We start from the raw sequence: 22,606 nt of genomic DNA, 5'->3' as shown, positions 1-22,606 counted from the left end.
GCATGATAAAAGAATTAAATTATGTGAAAAGAGTAGAACGAACCTCGCATCTCAAATCTGAATTTTACTCCCGCACAAGCATCCTGTTCTGATAGCTCTTCGGTGTTATACCTTCCAGTTGTTTAAAAACCCTGGTAAAATAATTCGTATCCGAAAATCCGGTTTGATAAGCCGTTTCTTTTATACTGTTTTGGGTAGCCAGCAATTCTTTAGCCTTATTGATTCTTTCCTGCAGAATAAAGTCATTAGGAGAAGTTCCCAGCTCATCTTTGAACATCTTAAAGAAATTAGATTTGCTCACATAGGCAAGCTTGGCAATACTTTCTATCGACAATTTCTGATGCAGATTCCTTTTAATATAATCAACTGCAAAACCAATTCTCGATTTATTTTTTACAATATTTCTTTCCACTATACTTCTGGCCTGTGTCTGCATAAGCCTTATAAGAAGTTCCTTCAAAGCAAAATCAGCCATAATATCCTTTTGCGAATTATCATCCATGGCTATTCTCATAATATTATTGGTTGCAGAAGCCAGTGCCTGATTATTAAAAAGAAAATACTCATCCAGCTGAATATTCCACTGTGATACTTCATCTACTTTTGGGAGATGGTAATTCAAATAATTAAGAGAATCTTCTATAAAATCAGGGTTTAAGCTTAAAGAAATACATTGTGTAGGAGTTTCATCTGCCTCAGGAAAATCAATAACCATAGTTTCACCGGGTGCCACAAGGATACTTTCTCCCGGGAAGTAATCAAAATAATTCGTCTTGTTATCCAGTTTCATGTGTTTTTTACCTCTCAGCATAGCTGTAAAAGCAATATTTTCAAAATGAAGCCTTACCCCGGAAGAAGCTTTATGAGTCTCATAAATACTGAACTCACAATTGTTTAAACTGAACTTTGTCTGGTTTTCAACAAGACTCAATAGCTGGTTTTCCTTGCTTAATTCGGGAGTATTTAATAAAATCTTACTATTGTTGTTCATTTCTAAATGTTTTTATAAAACTGGTAACTCAAATATAGAAAATTTGACTCAACGTTGCTGTTAATAAAATACTAAAATTAGACCTCCTGTATTATTTTGCACTTTTTTTATACGATTGTGCTATAGGTTTTTATCACATCCGTGTAATTTGGCAGTATTCAAAATAAAAAATAATACTAATATGAGCACTCTTACAGAAGCAAGATCAGCGACTCTTCTACAGCGTCCTGAGTTTAAAAGCAGATACGATAATTATATTAACGGGAAATTCACTCCACCCGTTAAAGGACAATATTTTGATGTAGTTTCACCTGTTGATGGTAAGAATTTTACCCAGGTGGCCCATTCATCCAAAGAAGACCTGGAACTCGCTGTAGATGCTGCGGAGAAAGCATTCCAGACATGGAAGCATACTTCGGCTACAGAAAGAAGTATCATCCTTAATAAAATTGCAGACAGAATAGAACAGAATTTAGAATATCTGGCCACTGTGGAAACCATTGATAACGGGAAAGCAGTGAGGGAAACATTAGCAGCAGATATTCCGCTGGCTATCGATCATTTCAGGTATTTTGCATCCGTCATCCGTGCAGAAGAAGGATCACACAATGAACTTGATAAAGATACAGTTTCCCTGATCGTTCATGAACCTCTGGGAGTAATAGCGCAAATTATTCCATGGAACTTTCCGATTCTTATGGCCACCTGGAAACTGGCTCCGGCATTAGCTGCAGGAAACTGCGTAGTCTTAAAACCCGCAGAAAGTACTCCTGTTTCTATCCTGATTCTAATGGAGCTGATAGGAGATCTGCTGCCGGCCGGAGTGATTAATATTGTTAATGGCTTTGGTGCAGAATTAGGAAGAGCTCTGGTAACTAACCCTAAAGTATCCAAAGCAGCTTTTACAGGATCTACGGCAACAGGACGCATGGTGATGCAGTATGCCACTGAAAATATTATTCCTGTGACGCTGGAATTAGGAGGGAAATCCCCTAACGTATTTTTCAATTCCGTGATGGATGCTGATGATGAATTCTTAGATAAAGCCATTGAAGGTGCTGTACTTTTTGCCCTTAACCAGGGAGAAATCTGTACATGTCCGTCAAGACTGCTGGTTCAGGAAGGAATAGCAGATGCTTTCATTGAAAGGGTTATTGAAAGGGTAAAAGCAATCAAAGTAGGAAATCCGCTGGATAAAACCGTGATGATGGGAGCGCAGGCTTCAAAAATTCAGAAAGAAAAAATACTTTCTTATATTCAGCTGGGTAAAGATGAAGGAGCTGAAGTATTGGTGGGAGGTGATGCCAACCACCTTGGAGAAGACTTGGAGGATGGTTTCTATATTCAGCCTACGATTTTCAAAGGAAATAATAAAATGAGAATTTTCCAGGAAGAAATTTTCGGTCCTGTACTGGCCTTTACTACCTTTAAAGACGAAGAAGAGGCCGTGAAAATTGCCAATGATACCATTTATGGACTGGGAGCGGGAGTATGGACGAGAGACGCCCATCAGCTGTATAATATTCCACGTCAGATTGAGGCAGGAAGAGTTTGGGTAAACCAATACCACTCATATCCGGCAGGTGCTCCTTTTGGCGGATATAAACAATCCGGAATAGGAAGAGAGAATCATAAAATGATGCTGGATCATTACCGTCAGACCAAAAATATGCTGATCTCGTACAACAAAAACAAGTTAGGTTTCTTTTAATATTATGTAGGACGTGCCCGATTGCCTTGGCTTTTCCCAAGGCAAACGGTCGGGCTATTCAGGGCTTCACTTTGTTTCGGTACTTCATTGCATTGCGTACCGGCTCGTCCCTCGCCGCCCTTACTATCCCTCACGCAGGGTATGTAGCGTCCTTTATTTAAACTTTTACCCTAAAAAATATTTTTTTAGAGGACAATTGGATAATTACTCAAAATAACCCTGATAAACTCATTCAAAAAATAAAATATGATCCCAAAAACAATGAAAGCTGCTGTAGTTCAAGGCTTCGGGCAGCCCCTGAAAATAGAAGAAGTTCCTGTAAGAGAACCCGGAAGATATGAAGTGCTTGTAAAGGTTATTGCCTGCGGCGTTTGTCACACAGATTTACACGCTGTAGATGGAGATTGGCCTGCCAAACCCAAAATGCCGCTTATTCCAGGGCATGAAGGTGTAGGTATTGTAGTAGCTTGCGGACCTGAAGCTTTTGTAAAAGAGGGGGATGCTGTAGGAGTTCCATGGCTGTACAGCGCGTGTGGCTGTTGCGATTACTGCATTACAGGATGGGAAACTCTTTGTGAAGCTCAGAAAAATGGAGGATACAGTGTAGACGGAGGATTTGCAGAATATGTAATAGCAGATTCGAGATATGTGGGGCACCTAAAATCAGACGTGAATTTTCTTGAGATTGCACCTATATTATGTGCGGGAGTAACCGTTTATAAAGGACTAAAAGAAACTGAAACCAAACCCGGAGAATGGGTTGCCATTTCAGGGATCGGAGGTTTGGGACACGTAGCGGTTCAGTACGCAAAAGCAATGGGTATGCATGTTGCTGCCATTGATGTTGCAGATGATAAACTTGACCTTGCAAAAAAATTAGGGGCAGACCTTGTAGTTAATGCGAAGAATACAGATCCCGGTGAATATCTGCATAAAGAAGTAGGAGGAATGCATGGTGCATTAATCACTGCTGTCTCTCCAATTGCGTTCAAGCAGGGAATAGATGTTTTAAGAAGAAAAGGAACCATTGCTCTCAACGGACTGCCTCCCGGATCATTCGAACTTCCTATTTTTGAAACAGTTTTAAAAAGAATTACCGTAAGAGGATCTATTGTAGGAACCAGAAAAGATTTGCAGGAAGCATTGGATTTTGCCAATGAAGGACTTGTAAAAGCTACCGTAACCTCAGCAAAATTGGAAGATATCAATGATGTATTTGATAAAATGAAAAAAGGCCAGATTGATGGCAGAATAGTATTGGATATTGCAGGCTCAAATTAAAGATGATGCTACTGATCCCGGTTAAAATTTTATTTTACCGGGATCTTTTATAATGATAGCTGCCTTTATATATAATAACAGATAAGATAATGAAAGGGAAAATATCAAGACTTTCGGCAACAGAAAAAGCCCTGGAAGTCATCCGGGAACTTGAAGAAAAGTATGGTGAACTGATGTTTTACCAGGCAGGAGGCTGCTGTGAAGGTACCCAGCCGCAATGTTTTGAAAAAGGAGGATTTTTTCCAAGGATGAATGATGCTATGATAGGAACCATCAACGGGCATGAGTTCTGGATAGACCGTGATCTTTTTGAATACTGGAAATACTCTCATTTTACACTTGATGTGACGGACGGGTTCGGACCAGGAGGTTTCTCGTTAGAAACTCCTTTAGGTAAAACATTCAAAGTGCAATACAGACTTTTTAGCCCAGAAGAATACGAAAACCTTGAATCTGTAAAACGCAGCGAATAACTTTAAGATCGGGTAACTATATATCATTTCATACCGGTTGTCATGATCTAGATTGAATCTTCTATTTCTGACACAGGAAAAATTTCATGTATAATTCCATATCATTTATCAACCTTGACAAACCGGTTCACAAACATGGCTGCTACAATATCTCCCACAGAATTTAAAACCGTAGCTAAAGGATCTACCAGGGTGCCGATAATCATAACCGCCGGAATAGCTTCCTGAGGTAACTTATACACCGAGATCATCAGCATTTCTCCAATATATCCGCCATTAGGAATTCCACCAGCCACAATACTTACAAAAACGGTTATTCCCAATGCTAAAAGTAAGTTGGCAGGATCAAAAAAATCTTTTCCAATAATTAAAAAAGCAACATAGATTTTAATAATTGAAGACATCGAAGAACCGTTTTTATGCAGAGTTGTCCCAATGGGAATGACAAGGTTAGCGATAGAATTCGGAATTCCGATCTTGGATGCAGCCTGTAAATTGGCGGGCATGGTAGCAAAACTGCTGCAGGTACTTATAGCAGTAAGAGTCGGGTAAATGGCATTGGTCCAGAAACTCTTCACTCCATTCCGTCCATTTGCCATAAACGCATATATAGAAAAGAAAACAAGAAAATAAATAATTCCTGCAATATAATATAATCCTAAAGGTTTAGCATAGAATCCAAAAAGCTGTGGCCCTAATGTAGCTACCTGGTAAGCAAAATAGGCTCCCAGACCAACCGGGGCCATCTTCATTACCAATAACAGCAGCTCTTTCATCACTTCATATCCTGATGCTATAAATACCCTGAAAGGGTGCCCTGCTTCTCCTGTTTTTCGGGCTGCAAAACCAGTCATAAAAGCAAAAATAAGGAGTGCCAGCATATTCTGTCTGGAAAACAACGATGTAAATTCTCCCACAGTAAAGAAGCTTACAATCCTGTTTCCCCAGCTATCTTCATTCGCTGCTTCTGCAATTATATCAGAACTTCCGGAAACTCCGGAAACCGGAAACAGATACACGGCGCAGATCGTAAAAATAGCAGCAGTCAGAATAAAAAACAGAAAGGTAAGTGCCATGATAAGAATGATCTTTCCAAATTTAGACTGTTGCTCTAAAGATGCAATAGAATTGGATACTGCAAAGAATACCAGAGGTACAACACTTACAAAGAGAAGGTTCAGAAATATATCTCCTAATGGCTTTATAAATTCCACCAAGCCGGGAGCAATAATTCCTATAATGCTTCCAATAGTGATTCCCAGAAGTAAAAATAAGATTCCGGAATAGTTTTTCAGTACCTCTTTCATTCGGTAGTTTTTATCAAAGATAGTTTTATTTTTAACACTTTGTTATACAATATTCAGACCTAAATTTCATAAATTTGAGTAAACATCGTTTCTATGGCTTATATAGATTACTATAAAATTTTAGGTGTAGATAAAAGTGCAACCCAGGATGATATCAAAAAGGCTTACCGGAAATTGGCCAGAAAACTACATCCGGACCTTAATCCTGATGATAAAGAATCAGAAAGAAAATTCAAAGAGCTGAACGAAGCCAATGAAGTTCTCAGTAATCCGGAAAACCGGGCAAAGTATGATAAGTACGGAGAAAACTGGAAACATGGTGAAGAATACGAAAAAGCTCAACAACAGCAAAGACAATATCAGCAGCAACACAACTACGGTGGTGGTTTCTCCGGTGCAGACTTTGGTGAAGGCGAAGATTTTTCAGACTTCTTCCAGAATATGTTTGGCGGAGCCGGCGGATTTGGTAGAAGTTCAAGAGGCAGAGCTTCAGGAAAATTTAAAGGTCAGGATGTACAGGCAGAATTAACCCTGAATTTGAGAGATGCTGCAGTAACACATCCGCAGACTTTTGAAATCAATGGTAAAAAAGTAAGAATCACAATTCCTGCCGGAGTTTATGATGGGCAGAAGATCAAATTGAAAGGTCATGGAAACCCCGGAGTAAATGGCGGTCCAAACGGGGATCTCTACATCACATTTAATATTCCAATAGATCCTGATTTTGAAAGGATAGGAGATGATCTTAAAACAAAGGTTGCTATTGATCTGTATACCGCAGTTTTAGGCGGGGATGTAAAGGTAAATACCCTAAACGGAAGTGTTAACCTTAAAGTAAAACCGGAAACGCAAAGCGGTATGACGGTAAGGCTGAAAGGTAAAGGTTTTCCTGTCTATAAAAAAGAAAGCGAGCACGGCGATCTTTTTGTAACCTACGAAGTGAAGCTGCCCACTAACCTTACCGATAAGCAGAAAGAACTTTTTGAACAACTTAAAAATTCCTAGGCTATGAATGAAAGAATATCACGGGAAGAACTCGTAAGAATATATAATATAGAAATCACTTTTTTTGATGAACTTGTAGATTATGGCCTGCTGAACATACAGATAGAAAATGATATTCATTATCTGATGTATGAAGATCTTCCGGATTTGGAAAAGTTTGCCAATTGGCATTATGACCTTGAAATTAATCTTCCTGGTTTGGAAGTGATTCATAATATGCTGAAGAAACTGGACGCTTTAAAACGGAGAAACAGAGAACTGATGAATAAACTTTCAGCAATCAGTGATCAATATGAGGATATTTAGCTTAGTTTTGTAGCTTTTAAAGCAACAATTTTATGAGTGAGGAAAAAGTGATTACATTAAAACCTGAGAGAAAGATTTTTGAAGATATTTATTTTAGCGGAAATCAGGACAGCCTGCTTTTTTCTCCCACTACTAAAAGTAAAACCATTACAACCATTGCAGCAGCGGTTATTCTGTTGATTGCATTTTTGATAAAAGGGAGTTTAAGTAAAGAGAGCCAGGGGATTTTATATTTTTTGAGTTTTATACTCCTGCTTTGTGCCGTTTTTCTGTCTGTAAGCGTTAATAAGGTTTCAAGATGGAAAAAACAGGTTAATCATTATCTGAATACCCTGGAAAAATGTCAGGTTTATGAGATCAGAATTGAACAGCATTTTTTTACCGTCAATATTGATGGGGAAAAAGAAACCAGTGAATGGAAAGACTTCAGTTTTTTTGAAAGTACTCATGATTTCATTTCCCTTGAAGGAAAATACAGTTATATGTTTCCCAGAAAATCAATGAATGAAAGGGATTATTCTCTGCTGAAGAGCATTTTGAAGGATAAAATCCAATCATAAAAAAATCAGAGCAAAAACGCTCTGATTTTTTTTATAATGTTTTGTGCCCGCTTATTCCAGCCAGCCCATTTCTTTCATCCACTCGTCATTGTAGATCTTTCCTACGTATCTTGAGCCGTGGTCGTGAAGAAGAACAACGATAATATCATCTTTAGTGAACTGATCTTTCATCTGAACCAATGATGCAATAGCACTTCCTGCAGAATATCCGCAGAAAATACCTTCTTCTTTAGCCAGTTTTCTTGCATAGATCGCTCCATCTTTATCCGTTACTTTCTCAAAGTGATCAATAACAGACATATCATAGTTTTCAGGAATGATATCTTCACCAATTCCTTCAGTAATGTAAGTGTAAGCGTGATCATAGTGTAATTCACCGGTTTCGTGGAATTCTTTCAGGATAGAACCATATGTGTCAACCCCTATTACCTTAATATTCTTATTTTTTTCCTTGAAGAAGGTTCCACATCCTGTAATGGTACCACCTGTTCCGGCTCCTACTACAAAGTGAGTAAGTTTTCCCTCCGTCTGCTCCCAGATTTCAGGTGCCGTAGACTCATAGTGAGCCGCCCTGTTAGATAAATTATCATATTGGTTTACATACCATCCGTTTTCAGTTTCTTTAGCCAGTCTTTTAGATACTGAATAATAAGAACGCGGATCTGTAGGTTTAACATCGGTAGGACAAACAATTACTTCTGCCCCTACAGCGCGAAGGATATCGCACTTTTCTTTAGATTGCTTGGAATTGGTAACAAAGATACACTTGTAGCCTTTAATGATGGCAGCCAATGCCAGTCCCATTCCTGTATTTCCCGAAGTACCTTCAATAATAGTTCCTCCAGGCTTTAATCTGCCGTCTTTTTCGGCATCTTCGATCATTTTAAGAGCCATTCTGTCCTTTACAGAGTTTCCAGGGTTGAATGTCTCAACTTTTGCTAAAACCAATGCCGGGAAATCTTCTCCCAATACATTGTTAAGTTTTACCAATGGTGTGTTTCCTATAGTTTCAAGGATATTTTTTGCGTATTTCATAAATGTTTTATATGCGGTACAAAGATAATGCTTTTAAAATTATCCGTACCGGGATCATGTGTGATTACAGCTCAAGACAGCTCATTAAAAGCTTAATTTTTTGAACCTGATATAAGGTTAATTGTATTTGATTGCCTTCACCGGAGATATCTTACTGATCAGATAACTTGGAATAATTAAGGCAAGTGCAGATATAACCAGAATTCCTAATGAAATGGAAATAATGGCAATAGGGTTAAGATCTACCGGAACCGTACTTACATAGTAATTTTCCGGATTAAGTTTAATAATCCCAAAGAATTTCTGAATAAGAATTAATCCAAGTCCGATGGCATTCCCATATAAAAGACCCGGAATCATAATGATAAGGGTATAATTGATAAAAGTAGCCCTGATCTGCGAATTGCTTGCTCCTAAAGTTTTAAGCAAACCTATGGAATTGGTTCTTTCAATAATAAGAATAAGAAGAACCATAATAATATTGATTACCACTACAATCAGCATAATGATGATGATAAGTGCAATATTGGTATCGAAAATACTGATCCAGTCTGTAATTTGTGGGAATTTTTCAGTCGCTTTCTCAGCATAGTTTTTATAACCGATCAGCTTTTCAATATCAGGGAAATCTTTATCGATATCATTCACATTTTTAAGGAAAATATCAATTCCCCCGATCTCATCAGGCTTCATATCCTGAATCTTTCTAGCGTGGTTAATTCCCCCAATTACAAACTGCTCATCAATAAGTTTGATATCAGTTCTGTAAATCCCAATGATTTTGAACTTACGGTAAAGAGGTTTTTGATCTGCTTTTAAGAAAACAGTAACAATACTGTCATTCACTTTAAGATGCAGGTCATTGGCTATTTTCTGTGAAATTGCTACATCATTGTTAAAACCTACTTCTGTTACTTTTGGAGTAGTTCCGGCAATAAGGAATTTTTTAAATCGTAAGCTGTCGAAGTCTTTCCCGATCCCTTTAAATATAATTCCTGCAAAATTATGCTCATTACGCATAATTCCGGTAACGGTTACATATTTCTGAATACTTTCAACATCAGGAAGCTCCTTGATCTTGGCAATATTCAATCCCTGATTATCCAGAACAGAAGTGTTATAGGAAGAATTGGACCGGGTAGATCTCACCGTGATATGTCCGCTGAAATCTGCAAGCCTCTCTTTAATAGCTTTTTTGGAACCAAATCCGGTGGCTACGGTAATCAGGGAAACAATGATTCCCAGTGCTACGGAAAGCCTGCCAATGAAGATGATAACCCTTGAAAGGTTATTTTTGTTATCTTTGGAAAACGCTATTTTTCTAGAGAAATATAAAGGAAACTTCAAGCTTATGAATTTAGATTTCAAAATTAAAAATTTACTTCTTATTTGCCTAATTTTTTTAGGAGTATTCAATCAATATTATTCTCAGACTCAAGTTCAACCGGATTTTAAAACCGGAGCGGATCAGCCTGAGCTTTATTTACCTTTATTAAAAGATAAAACCATTGGAGTTGTAACTAACCAGACAGGTTTAATGAGTGACAGAACCCATTTAGTAGATTTTTTAGTGAAAAACGGGGTGAAAATTAAAGCTATTTTTGCCCCCGAACATGGTTTCAGAGGCGATGCTGATGCAGGGGCAAAAGTGAAAAATGGAGTAGATATGAAGACCGGAATTCCAATTATTTCTCTATATGCGAGTAATAAAAAACCGAAACCTGAACAGCTGGCAGGAATTGATCTTGTTGTTTTTGATATCCAGGATGTGGGGGTGAGGTTTTATACCTATATCTCTACCTTGACTTATCTGATGGAGGCTGGTGCTGAAAATAATGTTGAAATAATGGTTCTGGACCGCCCCAATCCACATGATGGATATACGGATGGACCGGTTTTAAGAAAAAAGTGGGCCAGTTTTGTAGGTATGCATGAAGTTCCTGTAGTGTATGGACTTACTATTGGTGAGTACGGAAAAATGGTAAATGGTGAAAAATGGCTGAAAAATGGGGTTCAGGCAAAATATACTTTGATCCAGATGAAGAACTACCACAAAAAGCAGCGTTATCCGATGCTGGATAAGCCATCCCCAAACTTACCCAACGATAAAGCAATCAATTTATATCCGAGTTTATGTTTTTTTGAAGGAACTCAGGTTTCTGTGGGGAGAGGTACAGAACAGCCTTTCCAGATCTATGGTTCACCATGGACTGAAAATCTTCCCTATAAGTTTACTCCTAAACCGAGTTATGGAGCTAAAGATCCGTTTTTAAATGGTAAATTATGTTATGGAGAAGATCTTTCCAATTATCCTAAGGATTTAAGAGAACTGAATATTGAATGGGTAATCAAAGCATATCAGAACTACAAAAACCCTCAGTTAGATTTCTTTCTGAAAAATCTGTGGTTTGATACTCTTTCCGGAACTGACGAATTCAGAAAGCAGATTATTGCCGGGAAATCAATTCCGGAAATTAAAGCTTCATGGAAAAAAGATCTTGAAGATTTTGAAAAGATAAGGACCCGATATGTGGTTTACGAAGATTAATAAGAATGGGCAGGAGGTTTGAAGATGGAAGCTGAAAGTTATCAACGTCATAAACAATAACCTTTATTGTTTTTAAATATTAAGTAACTTTCAGCTTCGTGTTTTTCTGCTTTCAGCCTTTTTTAATCAAAATTTTGGGGTGGATTTTTATCATTTTTTCCCTTATTTAAAATAAATAGGCCAATTGTTAAGCCTACAACTCCTGCAAAGGCAGTTAAAAGGGCTCTTTGTGTTTTGTCTGGAAGATCATTTCCTAAGTAGTTCATTAAAAAAAGGATCACAAAAGTGATCGCTGAAATGATGATATGGTTTTTTCCGAATGGCTTCATTATATTATTTAAATTTGTAAGAGATCATCACACCACCTCTGTAGGGGATGATTTCACCACTTTTGTTAAATTTCTCTGCAGAATCATAACGTCTCCCGGTGGTTCTGTCATATCCCTTATAAAAGCTTTGTGAAGTTCCTATGGTAGCATAAAGGTCAAGATTCCAACGGTCAGATAACTGAAATTGGTATCCACCGGTAACACCTAACATGATGGAATATCCTTTTTGGTAAAGATTAGAATTCATTAAGTATTCTCCATCATCTTTTTGAGTGATATTGTCATTCCAATAATTCCATTTTTGGGCGTTGTAAGCAGCAACAGAGAGATTGGCTCCTATATACCAATGTTTAAAGGCTTCTTTAAAATAATATCTTCCTTCAGCGGAAACAGAATAAAACTGCAGTTTATGTCCTGCAAAAGATTTCCATGGTGAGATAAAAACATCTCCCTGAAGGGTATATTTAGGGCTGATCTGCTTTTCTATCCCCAGATTGAAAATACCTATTGGTAAAAAAAGAGCATTTCCCTTTACATATAAACTTTTTTCGTCGCTTTGTTCCTGTTCCTGAGCCTTTAGTGAACCTATACTCAGAAATGCTAAAGCACCCATTAATACTCTGTATTTCATCAAGTGTTATTTTATTTGTTTTAATAATTCTTCTGCCAGTTTGGAATCCCTGTTAGCCTGGACTGCCATATTTCTGGACATTTCAGCATAGTTTTTGGCCATATCCTTATTTCCTGTTAAAAAATAAAGTTTTGCTAGGATATATGTGTTTTCAGAGGTTTCTCCTCTCATTACAGATTTTTCAGCCCATTCTGTTGCTTTCTTCAGTGAAGATGGTGTTTGTACATGATCTACAAATATCCATGCTGCCCTTAAAAGTTCGTCAGGATTAAATGAATCCGGGGTTTTATAATAATCCAAAGCCGCTTTTTCATATTCCGGGAAGTTAGCATTGTGTTCATAATAGCTAAGTTTGGTCTGGTTGAGCTTTGTGGTAGCCATTTGTTTTCCTACCAATAGTTCTGCCATTTTCATAAAATACTCTTCGTTGATTTTTTTATTTTTATCATCAATGGACTGTTCCACAATTTTTGATAACTTCAGCTGGCCATCAAATTCATTGTATGTTTCTTCGGGAAGATATTTTATGATCTCTGCTTTTCTGGATGCAAAAGCTTTATAATTGGAATCCTCTGTTGATTTTAGAAAAAATAACATGTATCCTATTTCTTCTTTTGACATCGGATCAGTTGCTTTTTTGTTTTCAAAATACCTTTCAGAGGCTTTTTTAGCAAACTCGTAATCAGTATCAGAATTCAGTTTCATGATATTGATCAGGAATTCAGGGTCTTTTTCTCCGTTCGCAAATCTTTCTTTAAGGGAACCTTTTTTGTTTCCTTGCGAATTAATATCCTGAGCCATTGCTACAAACATGCTTTCTTCCATATAGCCCGTATTTCTGGATACAAGTTCACCTTCACCATTCAGGAAAAGATAGGTAGGATAAGATCGAACTCCGAATTTGGCAGCCAGATCTCTTCCTTCTCCTTTTTCCATATCAAATCTTGCATTAATGAAGTTGGTATTAAAGTATTCTCTCACAGATTTCTGCGGGAAAATATTTTTTTCCATCATTTTGCATGGTCCACACCAGGAAGCATACGCATCAATAAAAACCAGTTTTTTTTCTTTTTTAGCTTTGGCAATAATTTCCTTAAATGGTAGTTCCTGAAACTGTATAGTCTCTTGAGCAGAGATGATAATGGAGCAAACAATAGATATCCCGGAGATGATCTTCTTCATTTTCAAATAAGATTTGAAGCGAAGATAAATAATTTTCAAAATATAAAAGAGGGAATCTGAAAGTTGAATGGTGATATTAACTAATTTTAAGACTTATGCCTGTTAGGTATTGGTTAGTTAGGCTGTCTGCTTTCTGATCATTTTCTTAAGATAAGTTTAATTCACTGAATAGTCCTCAGATCTTTGTTATATCTTTGCAAACTAATAATTTACAAAGAGATCGCGAAATTTCAGGCTTTACTTCAGTATTGTCTGTTTTTTTGTGGTAATATAATGCAGAAGAAATTGAATATTGGTTTTAAGCACGCCTTATCCCAAAAATCTATTTACATTGCCGCTTTATCCACCTGTTTGATTGCAGTAGTGGCTTTCGCTGTTTTAAGTCATTTAATTGCCGAAGATAATCGTAAAAATAATGAAGACTTCGCAAAAAAAACGTTTTTCAGAAAATATGAATCTGTGGAAAGCGAATTCAAGAACATTGAAGATTATCAGTATCTGCTTCGTGAGCTGATTCAAAAAGACGGATTAAAAAACTACAGAGATTATTCCCTGGTTTTAAATGATTTAAATAAAAAAAGAAACCTGTTAACCTACAGCTGGTATTATTATGACAATAATAAAACAGGAAAATACGAAAGCAATAATCCTCTGTCTGCCATTTTCAAGGAGAGAAACAATGAAAAAGGATCTCTTGCCATTAAAAATACAGGTTCAGGACACTTCAAAGATCTCTTGATAAGCCGTAAAGACAGTATGTTCTGGGTGAGTTACGATTCTCTTGTATTACCGGAAAAAAATGTACTTTACTATGGTTCTACCGTAAGCCTGGATGATCTCCATCAGTATTTTACCAATGTAGATAAAAGTTCAAATACCTATGCTTATGTTTTTACGAAGGAAGGAATCTGTATTACCCATCCCGAAAAAAAGTACATAGGGAAAAATATTTTCAGTTTCACAGATATCAAAGCAAAGGATACTTTGTGCAGCAGTGCAAAATCAGGATATACGGAAGGAATTGCCAACTCAGAATATCTGGGGATGGAGGTCACACGTTTTATAAAACCTCTGAAAACGGATAATTTTGACGGGTATGCGGTGGTTAATTATGTCAATTTTATTACAGATGAAAATATCAGTAAGGTAGAAGCCTATACGGTTTATATATTTCTGGCCGCCTTATTTCTGATTGTCACGGTTTTTATTTTATTCCAGCGCTCTATAAGCATAGCCTACAGGGAAAAAGAAAAGATACAGTCTGAAAAAAACCTGTTATTGGTAGAGAATGAAAAAATGCATAAAGCAGAAGTGATTAACCAGTTGCAGCAGCTCAAAAATAATATCAATCCCCACTTTCTGTTCAATTCCCTGAATTCTTTATATATGCTGATTGGAATTAATAAGGAGAATGCACAGAAATTTACCATGAATCTTTCCAAGATCTACAGATATCTGATTGTTCCGCCAAAGGAGAATATTGTACCTGTTTCTAAGGAAATTGATTTTATTCAGAAATATATGGAGCTTCTGAAAAGCAGGTTCGATGAAGAACTGATTTTCCAGCTTATTATAAAAGATCCCGAAAGTGTAAAGAAAAGAATTCCTTATTTATCCCTTCAGATTGTAACGGAAAATGCTATAAAACACAATGTTGCTACAATAGACCAACCTTTGGAAATTACAATTGAGGTAGAAGAGAAAGGGATCACGGTAAAGAATACATATCAGCCTAAAAAGGAAAGCGTACAGGGAGAGAAATTTGGAATTGATTATTTGAATCAGGTTTATGAGTATTTTAGAGAAAATCCGCTTCATATTTCAGTAGATGGTGAAAATTTTATATGTTTTTTGCCATTAATGGATTAAAATGAAAAAATCCATTCACTCCCGAATAATCACCATTCACTCCCTAAAAGACCTTATATAATTCACTATACCTATAGCTTTGCCAGCTGAAACTAAGATATTTACTATTTGGAATGAATCGGACTATTTTAATGAAGAATTACAGGCTTGCACTGTATCTTGGATTAGCCATGGCATCGCCGGCCGTCCTTGCACAGAAAAAAGATACTGTAAAAACGACCAAGGACAAAACCGAAAAAGCAGATGTTTCATCATCAAAGAAAACGAAAAAAATTGACGAACTGATTAAGAAAGGAACTTATAAAAAAGGACTTTTCAATACCATTCAGGTAAAAACAGATCTTTATTTTGAAATCCCTGATAGTTTAATGGGACGTCAGTTTTTGGTAGTGAACAAGCTTTCTCAGGTACCATTACAGGTAAATGAGGCAGGTCTGAACAAAGGAATGAACTATGAGAATAAGATCATTTCTTTTCACAAAGACAGCGTGGCCAAAAAAGTATGGGTAAGAACTTCTGAGGCTAAAGTATCTTCTCCTAAAAATGACGCCATTACAAAATCTGTTAAAGATAACTTTTCAGGATCTGTTATTGAGGTTTTTGATATTGAAGCCCAAAACAATGATTCAACTTCGGTAGCCATTAAAGTAAATAAGGTTTTTGACGGAAATCAGAAAAGCTTTAATGATGTGTTGGCAAATGTGGGCCTTGGCGGATCAGTAAAATCAAGTCTTTCCTTTATTGAAGGAGTAAAAACATTCCCGGAAAACCTTGTGGTAAAATCCCAGCTGAGCACTTCGGTGAATGAAGGTGGAGTAGATCTACCTGTAACCCTTGGAGTAACAAGTAACCTGGTATTGCTCCCTAAAGTTCCTATGAAGCCAAGGATTGCAGATGCAAGAGTAGGGTTCTTCAGCGAAAAGCACTGGGCTTTTAATGACCAGCAGCAGAAAATGGATGAGAAATTCTTCATTACCCGCTGGAATTTGGAACCTAAAGAAGAAGACAAGGAAAAATATCTGCGAGGTGAATTGGTAGAGCCTAAAAAGCAGATTGTTTATTATATAGATCCTTCAACGCCAAAACAATGGCGAGAGAAAATCATTGCAGGAGTTCATGACTGGCAGGTTGCTTTTGAGCAGGCAGGATTTAAAAATGCGGTGATTGCCAAGATGCCGGACGAAAAAGATGAAGATTTTGATATTGATGATGTAAGATATTCTGTGATTACCTATGCCGCTTCTCCAAAATCTAATGCGATGGGACCATCCGTAGTAGATCCGAGAAGTGGAGAGATCATCGAAGCGGATATCATCTGGTGGCACAATGTAATGACTTCCCTTCAGGAATGGATGAGAATTCAGATCGGGCCTATTGATCCGAAGGCAAGAGCCAATACATTCAGTGACGAATATATGGGAGAAGCTATCCGTTTTGTATCGTCCCATGAGGTAGGGCATACCTTCGGACTGAAGCACAATATGGGATCTTCCTTCGCATTCCCTGTAGAATCGCTCCGTTCCAAAGAATTTACAGATAAAATGGGAGGTACAGCGCCTTCTATTATGGATTACGCACGTTACAATTATGTAGCACAACCGGAAGACGGGGTTACAGCCATTACTCCAAAGATCGGAATCTATGATAAGTATGCCATTGAATGGGGCTACCGTTGGTATCCGGATGAATTCGTTGAGAAAAAAGCATTAAAAAACCTGATTGATAAACATGAGGATGATCCTTTGTATTTCTACGGTGAACAGCAGAGTTATCTTGAAACCATAGATCCGCGCTCACAGTCGGAAGATTTAGGTGATGATGCCATGAAAGCCAGCGAATACGGAATGAAAAACCTGAAGATAGTAGCCAATAACCTGTTGAAATGGACCTATGAAGACGGTAAAGATTATACGGATGCAGGGAGATTATACATGGGTGTCATTGGACAATGGGATCTGTATACAGGGCATGTAATGGCAAATGTAGGTGGAATTTACCTGAATAATACGGTTTTCGGAAACAAAAAGAAAGCCTATGAAGCAGTTCCTGCCGAAACTCAGAGAAGAGCAGTGGATTATCTGGTTAAAAATTCCATCAATCTTCCGGAATGGTTATTCTTTAACCCGATTACTGAGAAAACATATCCGGTGAAAAATTCACCAATGGGGCCGTTTGAACAGACGCCATATACCCTGGCAAGAGGAATGCAGTATGCCAACATCTATTCCCTGTTTATGGACGACCGATTGCTTAGACTGCTTGAGAACGAGTTAAAGCATGAAGTGTCAGGTTCCAAAGAGGAGATTTATACCGTTGAAAACCTGTTTGAGCAGGTAAGAACAGCCATTTTTAATAAGAAAGGAAGCCTCACGATGCTTGAGAAAATGGCGCAGAAAAACTATGTGGATGCATTGATTGTTTCGGTGAACAAATTATTCGAAAAAACAGCCGTAAAAACATTGAAAACAGATCAGACGCTGAATATGCCGATGATCTGCAACTATCATGAAGAAGGTAAAAACCTTAGAAACATCAATTATTCATCCATGAAGAGAGTATCTGAAGTAACAACGTATAAGAGAGCGGAACTGCAAAAAGTTCTGAATATACTGAACAGTACCAGATACAGAGGTGATGACGCTTCAAGGGCGCATTATACAGACTTAATTATTCGTATTGAAGAGGCTTTAAACAAATAAACAGCAATGAAAAAAACTCTAATCCTTTTACCTCTTTTAGCTGCCCAGGTTGCGTTGGCTCAGGAAAAAAAGACCATTACAGGAAAGATAGAAGACGGTAATACTTCCAGCGTAATTGCAGGAGCATCTGTAAAGATAGAAACCCAGTCCGTTTCTACAAAAACTGATCTGGACGGTATCATCGAAAGTGTATCAGTAGGTACAGTAACCGATAAAGACGGAAAATTTATATTGGAAATTCCGGCAGGTACGAAATCAATCCTGGTAAGCTTTCCGGGGTATGAATCCCGTATCATTCAGATCAATGAAGATAAGACCAATTATACGGTAAGGCTGGTTCCTGAAGTTTCAGATAAAAATAAAATTCAGGAAGTTATCATTACCGGATATCAGAAGATCGAAAAACGTAAACAGACCTCAGCAGTTGCGACAGTAAAAATGGACAATATCAGCCAGGCTGGTGTTGCGAGTGTAGACCAGATGTTATCCGGACAGATTGCCGGGGTAGTGGTAACTCCGGAAACGGGATCTCCGGGAGGACCTGCAAAGATCAGAATCCGTGGAACAGCGTCTTTATCAGGGCCACAGGATCCGCTATGGGTAATTGATGGTCTTCCGTTAGAAGGAAATGATGTCCCTAACTTCAGTGATAAAGACAATATCGATCAGCTTCAGAATTTCTCCATTGCAGGACTGAACCCGAATGATATTGAAGATATTACTATTCTGAAAGATGCTGCAGCAACAGCCATTTATGGGGCAAGAGCTGCCAACGGGGTAATTTCAATTACCACGAAGAAAGGGAAGAAGGGAACTATGAGATTAAATTTCTCTGCCGATACTTTCGTAACAGCCCGTCCTGATTTTGAAAAATTAAACCTGATGAATGCATCAGAGAAAGTAGATCTTGAATTAATGCTTGCCAAGCGTGCAGATCTTACTTACCGTGCAGATAAAGGGGAAGTGATGAGAATTTTAACTCAAAATAACCAACTTAATGACTTCAGGAACGGAGGTTTTGATGCTTTAACGCCATTCACGCGTAATCAGATCAATGCACTAAGAAATAATACCACAGATTGGGGGAAATTATTGTACAGAAATGCCATCAATAAACAATATGGAGTAAGTATTTCCGGAGGTGGAGAAACATCAGATTACTATTTCTCTTTGGGGTATTATGATGAAGAGGGAACAACCATTGGTACAGGATTTAAACGTTATAACCTGACCTTAAAGAATAATTATAAGTTAAGTGATAAATTAACGGCAGGAATCTCTGTTTTTGGTACTCAGAGCGAGAAAGAATCATTTATGACGGATGCTGATGCAGCGGCAAGCCCGGTTAATTATTCAAGAAATGCCAATCCGTACATGAATCCGTTCAATCCGGATGGAAGCTACAGATATGATAAAGATATTGATGGTTTTGCAGACACTTATGTTCCTTTCAATTTCCTTGAAGAAAGACAGAACACAAGCTATACACTGAAAAACCACTCTTTGAAGGCTATTTTGGATTTGGAATATAAAGTTTCAAAAAACCTGAAATTCACGTCTCAGTTAGGAATTCAGTATGATACCAACAAGACGGAAAAATATGCCGGACAGGAGACCTATTTCACCAGAAAGATGAAGGAAGGAACCCGGTATTATAAAGATGGCGGCTATAAATACTTTCTGCCTGCAGGAGATATCAAACAAAACTGGGATAATGATTTCTTCCAATACAACTGGAAGTTACAGGGAACTTATAACACCAAAATCAATTCCGTACATGAAATTGATTTAATGGCAGGAACAGAAATCCGTAAGACAAAAGATAACACAACGCTTACCAGGGCTTTCGGGTACAACAAAAATACCAGAACGGCTACTCCTATCGCTTTTCCTAGCTCCAGTTTTGCAGCAGAGAAAAAATATGAGACATACCGTGAAATGCCGCCTGTAGAAAACGCTTATGCATCTATGTTTGCTACAGCTTCCTACACTTACGATCAGAAATATACTTTCTTCGGAAGTGTACGATATGATGGTACCAACTTATTTGGGGTGAACAAAAAGTATAAATATCTTCCGATTTGGGCCGTTTCCGGTTCATGGCTGGTAACAAAGGAAAACTTCATGCAGAATATTACTCCTGTTTCCAACCTTAGACTGAGAGCTTCTTACGGTCTACAGGGAAATATTGACCGTAATACTTCGCCATTTTTTATTGGTGAATACAATTATGCCAATATTCTTCCGGGAATGAGAGAAGATGTAATCAATGTGATCAGTCCGCCAAATGATAAACTTCGTTGGGAAAAAACAACCAATGTGAACTTTGGTCTTGATCTTGGATTATTCAAAAACCGTATTAATCTTACCGCTGATGTTTACAGCAGAAAAGGTACGGATATGATCAGTATGAAGGAGACTCCGCTTGAATCCGGGTTCGAATATACTATGATGAACTGGGGAAGCCTTACCAACAAAGGTTTTGAATTGGCTTTATCTACCAGAAATATTGACAAAGAAAACTTTAAGTGGTCCACCACTATCAACTTTGCCCATAATAAGAGTAAAGTGCTAAGTGAGCAGCCTCGTGATAATGCGATGCTTCCATCCAGGGAAGGTCTTCCTGTAAATTCCGTATTTGCTTTAAAAACAGCAGGAATGGATGCGTATGGAAACCCAATGTTCTGGAAAGGAAATGAAAAGGTATCTGCCGAAGAATTCTTCAAGCTTTATGATGTGTATGCAGACTTTCTTCCGGGGCAGTTCGTGGATACAAAATTAACAAACGAAGAACTGAGAAACCTGTTCACTTATGTGGGCGACAGAGATCCTAAGTTCACAGGAGGAATCATCAACAATTTCAAGGTAAAGAATTTTGATCTGACCATTTCTGCAACATTCAACTTTAAGCAGACGGTAATGCGCAGCCCATCTTACAGAGGAATGGAGCTTGACAGAGGAAGAAATTATACAAGAGAAATCTATGAAGCAGGGGGCTCATTGCCAGGAATTACAAGTCCGGATATGGATGCCAACCCGAATGGATGGATGGCTAATAAATGGTTTGCTGGTAACCGTTCCAATACTTACGGATTGCTTGATGTATGGGCTAAAGAGATCAGTTACTTAAGGATCAGCAGCATCCGCCTGGGCTATACACTTCCGAAAGAGTTTACAGCTCCAATGGGAATCAGCAGTCTTAGAGTAAGTGTGGAAGGGCGTAACCTGTTTGTATTCAGTAATGGATATAAAGGATATTTTGATCCGGAAACGTATGGTAATATTTATGCACAGCCTATTGCTAAATCGGTTACAGTAGGATTTAATGTTTCTTTTTAAAACTTGAAAAAAATGAAAAAAATAACAACTATTATAGCATTAGCCGTTATCAGCTTTACCAGTGTAGGATGTGACAGATTTCTGGATATTCAGCCTGAAGGAAAAGTCATTCCAACCACTGTTGAAGACTACCGTAAAGTTCTTACCTCGGCATATGCAAAATATCCGGCCCATAAATCATTATCAGTACTTCGTACCGATGAGGTAACCATTAACGAAAATATCAGTGATTTTAATGTGTACCGCGAAATTGCGATGTGGAAAGACACCAATAATGATTCTGCAACAGCAGAATTTCCATGGGTGAGGTTTTATTCAGTGATTTTTTACCTGAACCAGATCATTAATGAAGGAGCCAAAACCATGGCAGATTCTCCTGAAAAGAGACAGATTCTCGCTGAAGCCTATGCATTACGGGCTTATACCTATTTTGATATGGTTAACCTTTATGCGAAGCCATACAATAGTGCTACAGCTTCTACAGACAGAGGGGTTCCTCTGAATCTTGAAATGGATATTGAAGCCGTACTGAAGCCATCGAGTGTACAGGCAGTTTATGACCTTATTCATGCTGATATGAGTAAAGCGGAAGGTCTTATGGTAGAGCAGAAGCAGGCAGCCGGTATCAATTACAGGTTCTCTAAGATTGCATTAATGGCTTTACAGGCCAGAACGGCACTTTATCAAAACGACTGGAATAAAGCTTTATCTTATGCAGAACAGGCATTAGCGATGAAAGGAGACCTGGTTGACCTGAATACAAGCAATACGCTTCCTCATCATTATATGGCTGTAGAATCTATTATGGCATTAGATGATGTGTTTGACAGTGCTGCACAGAACTTATCCTTTGCATCTTCTGAGCTGATGTCGAAATTCAACACTACTACAGATAAAAGATTCAAACTCTATTTTGAAAAAAATGGAAGCCAGTATAAAATCATTAAGAAAGGAAGTTCAGAATTTAAAGTATCTTTCAGAACTGCAGAAATGTATTTCATAAAATCTGAAGCTCTTCTGAAACTGAACAAACTTGATGAAGCTAAAGAAACCCTATCCAAAGTTCTTAAAAACAGATATACTCCGGAAGGATATACAGCTGTTCAGGCTTCAATAGCTCCAATGAACGCCACAGATTTCATGAATTTCATCCTTGATGAAAGATCCAGGGAATTTGCTGTGGAAGGGCACAGATGGTTTGATCTGAGAAGAGCCAACCAGAAAGAGATTAAACATACCATTAACGGTAAGGACTATATTCTTCAGCAGAATGATCCGAGATATACGATAGAATATCCAATGAGCGCGAAGAAGAATAATCCTAATTTATAGAAACTTCA

Annotated in this window: 18 protein-coding genes; 11 read left to right on the top strand and 7 right to left on the bottom strand. The window is 37.8% G+C overall.

The features are described from left to right. Window positions 1-64: 64 nt before the first annotated feature. The gene (locus tag EG339_RS23045) at window positions 65-991 is read right to left on the bottom strand and encodes an AraC family transcriptional regulator (RefSeq protein WP_123872393.1); all 927 of its coding nucleotides are present in this window, start codon (window positions 989-991) and stop codon (window positions 65-67) included. Window positions 992-1,172: 181 nt separating this feature from the next. Here EG339_RS23045 and EG339_RS23040 point away from each other — a divergent pair, with 181 nt between their 5' ends. From EG339_RS23040 to EG339_RS23030, 3 genes are all read left to right on the top strand, one after another. After that, window positions 1,173-2,702 carry an aldehyde dehydrogenase family protein gene (locus tag EG339_RS23040; RefSeq protein ID WP_123872391.1) on the top strand — a complete coding sequence of 510 codons (1,530 nt, stop codon included), beginning with the start codon at window positions 1,173-1,175 and terminating at the stop codon, window positions 2,700-2,702. Between the two features lie 246 nt (window positions 2,703-2,948). Beyond that, window positions 2,949-3,983, top strand: a complete 1,035-nt coding sequence (gene adhP / locus EG339_RS23035) for an alcohol dehydrogenase AdhP (protein WP_123872389.1) — start codon at window positions 2,949-2,951, stop codon at window positions 3,981-3,983. 89 nt (window positions 3,984-4,072) lie between these two features. Continuing rightward, on the top strand, window positions 4,073-4,456 hold the full coding sequence (locus EG339_RS23030) for a DUF779 domain-containing protein (protein ID WP_123872387.1): 384 nt from the start codon (window positions 4,073-4,075) through the stop codon (window positions 4,454-4,456). 101 nt (window positions 4,457-4,557) lie between these two features. Here the strand turns inward: EG339_RS23030 and EG339_RS23025 are convergent, their stop codons facing one another. Beyond that, on the bottom strand, window positions 4,558-5,763 hold the full coding sequence (locus tag EG339_RS23025) for a dicarboxylate/amino acid:cation symporter (RefSeq protein ID WP_123872386.1): 1,206 nt from the start codon (window positions 5,761-5,763) through the stop codon (window positions 4,558-4,560). 93 nt (window positions 5,764-5,856) lie between these two features. Between EG339_RS23025 and EG339_RS23020 the strand changes: the two genes are divergently transcribed. From EG339_RS23020 to EG339_RS23010, 3 genes are read left to right on the top strand one after another with little or no spacing between them, the layout of a single operon-like run. Further along, window positions 5,857-6,768 carry a DnaJ C-terminal domain-containing protein gene (locus tag EG339_RS23020; protein ID WP_123872384.1) on the top strand — a complete coding sequence of 304 codons (912 nt, stop codon included), beginning with the start codon at window positions 5,857-5,859 and terminating at the stop codon, window positions 6,766-6,768. Window positions 6,769-6,771: 3 nt separating this feature from the next. Continuing rightward, on the top strand, window positions 6,772-7,074 hold the full coding sequence (locus EG339_RS23015; RefSeq protein ID WP_123872382.1) for a chaperone modulator CbpM: 303 nt from the start codon (window positions 6,772-6,774) through the stop codon (window positions 7,072-7,074). Window positions 7,075-7,106: 32 nt separating this feature from the next. Further along, window positions 7,107-7,634, top strand: coding sequence for a hypothetical protein (locus EG339_RS23010; protein ID WP_123872380.1), 528 nt, complete (start codon window positions 7,107-7,109; stop codon window positions 7,632-7,634). Window positions 7,635-7,685: 51 nt separating this feature from the next. On the opposite strand, the gene EG339_RS23005 is transcribed toward EG339_RS23010, so the two are convergent. Further along, window positions 7,686-8,669: a PLP-dependent cysteine synthase family protein gene (locus EG339_RS23005; RefSeq protein WP_123872378.1), complete on the bottom strand. Its 984-nt coding sequence runs from the start codon at window positions 8,667-8,669 to the stop codon at window positions 7,686-7,688. 117 nt (window positions 8,670-8,786) lie between these two features. Further along, complete coding sequence (locus EG339_RS23000; RefSeq protein WP_123872376.1) at window positions 8,787-10,016, bottom strand: ABC transporter permease; 1,230 nt, start codon at window positions 10,014-10,016, stop codon at window positions 8,787-8,789. Between the two features lie 4 nt (window positions 10,017-10,020). Here EG339_RS23000 and EG339_RS22995 point away from each other — a divergent pair, with 4 nt between their 5' ends. Beyond that, window positions 10,021-11,217 carry an exo-beta-N-acetylmuramidase NamZ family protein gene (locus EG339_RS22995; protein WP_123872375.1) on the top strand — a complete coding sequence of 399 codons (1,197 nt, stop codon included), beginning with the start codon at window positions 10,021-10,023 and terminating at the stop codon, window positions 11,215-11,217. 122 nt (window positions 11,218-11,339) lie between these two features. On the opposite strand, the gene EG339_RS22990 is transcribed toward EG339_RS22995, so the two are convergent. From EG339_RS22990 to EG339_RS22980, 3 genes are read right to left on the bottom strand one after another with little or no spacing between them, the layout of a single operon-like run. Beyond that, complete coding sequence (locus EG339_RS22990) at window positions 11,340-11,546, bottom strand: hypothetical protein (RefSeq protein WP_123872372.1); 207 nt, start codon at window positions 11,544-11,546, stop codon at window positions 11,340-11,342. A 4-nt stretch (window positions 11,547-11,550) separates the two neighbouring features. Continuing rightward, window positions 11,551-12,177 carry a DUF3575 domain-containing protein gene (locus EG339_RS22985; protein WP_123872370.1) on the bottom strand — a complete coding sequence of 209 codons (627 nt, stop codon included), beginning with the start codon at window positions 12,175-12,177 and terminating at the stop codon, window positions 11,551-11,553. A 6-nt stretch (window positions 12,178-12,183) separates the two neighbouring features. After that, window positions 12,184-13,359: a thioredoxin family protein gene (locus EG339_RS22980; protein WP_123872368.1), complete on the bottom strand. Its 1,176-nt coding sequence runs from the start codon at window positions 13,357-13,359 to the stop codon at window positions 12,184-12,186. A 273-nt stretch (window positions 13,360-13,632) separates the two neighbouring features. On the opposite strand from EG339_RS22980, the gene EG339_RS22975 reads away from it, so the two are divergent. The 4 genes from EG339_RS22975 (at window position 13,633) to EG339_RS22960 (ending at window position 22,598) form a co-directional block, all read left to right on the top strand. Then, entirely contained in the window at window positions 13,633-15,228 is a 1,596-nt protein-coding gene (locus tag EG339_RS22975) for a histidine kinase (protein ID WP_228459670.1), read from the top strand. Between the two features lie 113 nt (window positions 15,229-15,341). Beyond that, window positions 15,342-17,927, top strand: coding sequence for a zinc-dependent metalloprotease (locus EG339_RS22970; protein WP_123872366.1), 2,586 nt, complete (start codon window positions 15,342-15,344; stop codon window positions 17,925-17,927). Window positions 17,928-17,933: 6 nt separating this feature from the next. Continuing rightward, complete coding sequence (locus tag EG339_RS22965; protein WP_123872364.1) at window positions 17,934-21,266, top strand: SusC/RagA family TonB-linked outer membrane protein; 3,333 nt, start codon at window positions 17,934-17,936, stop codon at window positions 21,264-21,266. A 12-nt stretch (window positions 21,267-21,278) separates the two neighbouring features. Continuing rightward, window positions 21,279-22,598: a RagB/SusD family nutrient uptake outer membrane protein gene (locus tag EG339_RS22960; protein WP_123872362.1), complete on the top strand. Its 1,320-nt coding sequence runs from the start codon at window positions 21,279-21,281 to the stop codon at window positions 22,596-22,598. Window positions 22,599-22,606: the final 8 nt, after the last annotated feature.

The sequence above is a fragment of the Chryseobacterium bernardetii genome, from assembly GCF_003815975.1.
In the GTDB taxonomy this organism is placed as follows: Bacteria; Bacteroidota; Bacteroidia; order Flavobacteriales; family Weeksellaceae; genus Chryseobacterium; species Chryseobacterium bernardetii.
The sequence above is the reverse complement of the archived record's forward strand: the minus strand, read 5'-3'. Positions and strand labels throughout refer to the sequence as shown.

What these genes read in the sequence shown, in the direction of transcription:
- EG339_RS23025 (WP_123872386.1), bottom strand. Translation starts at nt 5,763, where the DNA reads ATGAAAGAGGTACTGAAAAACTATTCCGGAATCTTATTTTTACTTCTG.
- EG339_RS22995 (WP_123872375.1), top strand. Translation starts at nt 10,021, where the DNA reads ATGAATTTAGATTTCAAAATTAAAAATTTACTTCTTATTTGCCTAATT.
- EG339_RS22975 (WP_228459670.1), top strand. Translation starts at nt 13,633, where the DNA reads ATGCAGAAGAAATTGAATATTGGTTTTAAGCACGCCTTATCCCAAAAA.
- adhP (WP_123872389.1), top strand. Translation starts at nt 2,949, where the DNA reads ATGATCCCAAAAACAATGAAAGCTGCTGTAGTTCAAGGCTTCGGGCAG.
- EG339_RS23010 (WP_123872380.1), top strand. Translation starts at nt 7,107, where the DNA reads ATGAGTGAGGAAAAAGTGATTACATTAAAACCTGAGAGAAAGATTTTT.
- EG339_RS22960 (WP_123872362.1), top strand. Translation starts at nt 21,279, where the DNA reads ATGAAAAAAATAACAACTATTATAGCATTAGCCGTTATCAGCTTTACC.
- EG339_RS22985 (WP_123872370.1), bottom strand. Translation starts at nt 12,177, where the DNA reads ATGAAATACAGAGTATTAATGGGTGCTTTAGCATTTCTGAGTATAGGT.
- EG339_RS23045 (WP_123872393.1), bottom strand. Translation starts at nt 991, where the DNA reads ATGAACAACAATAGTAAGATTTTATTAAATACTCCCGAATTAAGCAAG.
- EG339_RS22970 (WP_123872366.1), top strand. Translation starts at nt 15,342, where the DNA reads ATGAATCGGACTATTTTAATGAAGAATTACAGGCTTGCACTGTATCTT.
- EG339_RS22965 (WP_123872364.1), top strand. Translation starts at nt 17,934, where the DNA reads ATGAAAAAAACTCTAATCCTTTTACCTCTTTTAGCTGCCCAGGTTGCG.
- EG339_RS23020 (WP_123872384.1), top strand. Translation starts at nt 5,857, where the DNA reads ATGGCTTATATAGATTACTATAAAATTTTAGGTGTAGATAAAAGTGCA.
- EG339_RS22980 (WP_123872368.1), bottom strand. Translation starts at nt 13,359, where the DNA reads ATGAAGAAGATCATCTCCGGGATATCTATTGTTTGCTCCATTATCATC.
- EG339_RS23040 (WP_123872391.1), top strand. Translation starts at nt 1,173, where the DNA reads ATGAGCACTCTTACAGAAGCAAGATCAGCGACTCTTCTACAGCGTCCT.
- EG339_RS22990 (WP_123872372.1), bottom strand. Translation starts at nt 11,546, where the DNA reads ATGAAGCCATTCGGAAAAAACCATATCATCATTTCAGCGATCACTTTT.
- EG339_RS23005 (WP_123872378.1), bottom strand. Translation starts at nt 8,669, where the DNA reads ATGAAATACGCAAAAAATATCCTTGAAACTATAGGAAACACACCATTG.
- EG339_RS23015 (WP_123872382.1), top strand. Translation starts at nt 6,772, where the DNA reads ATGAATGAAAGAATATCACGGGAAGAACTCGTAAGAATATATAATATA.
- EG339_RS23030 (WP_123872387.1), top strand. Translation starts at nt 4,073, where the DNA reads ATGAAAGGGAAAATATCAAGACTTTCGGCAACAGAAAAAGCCCTGGAA.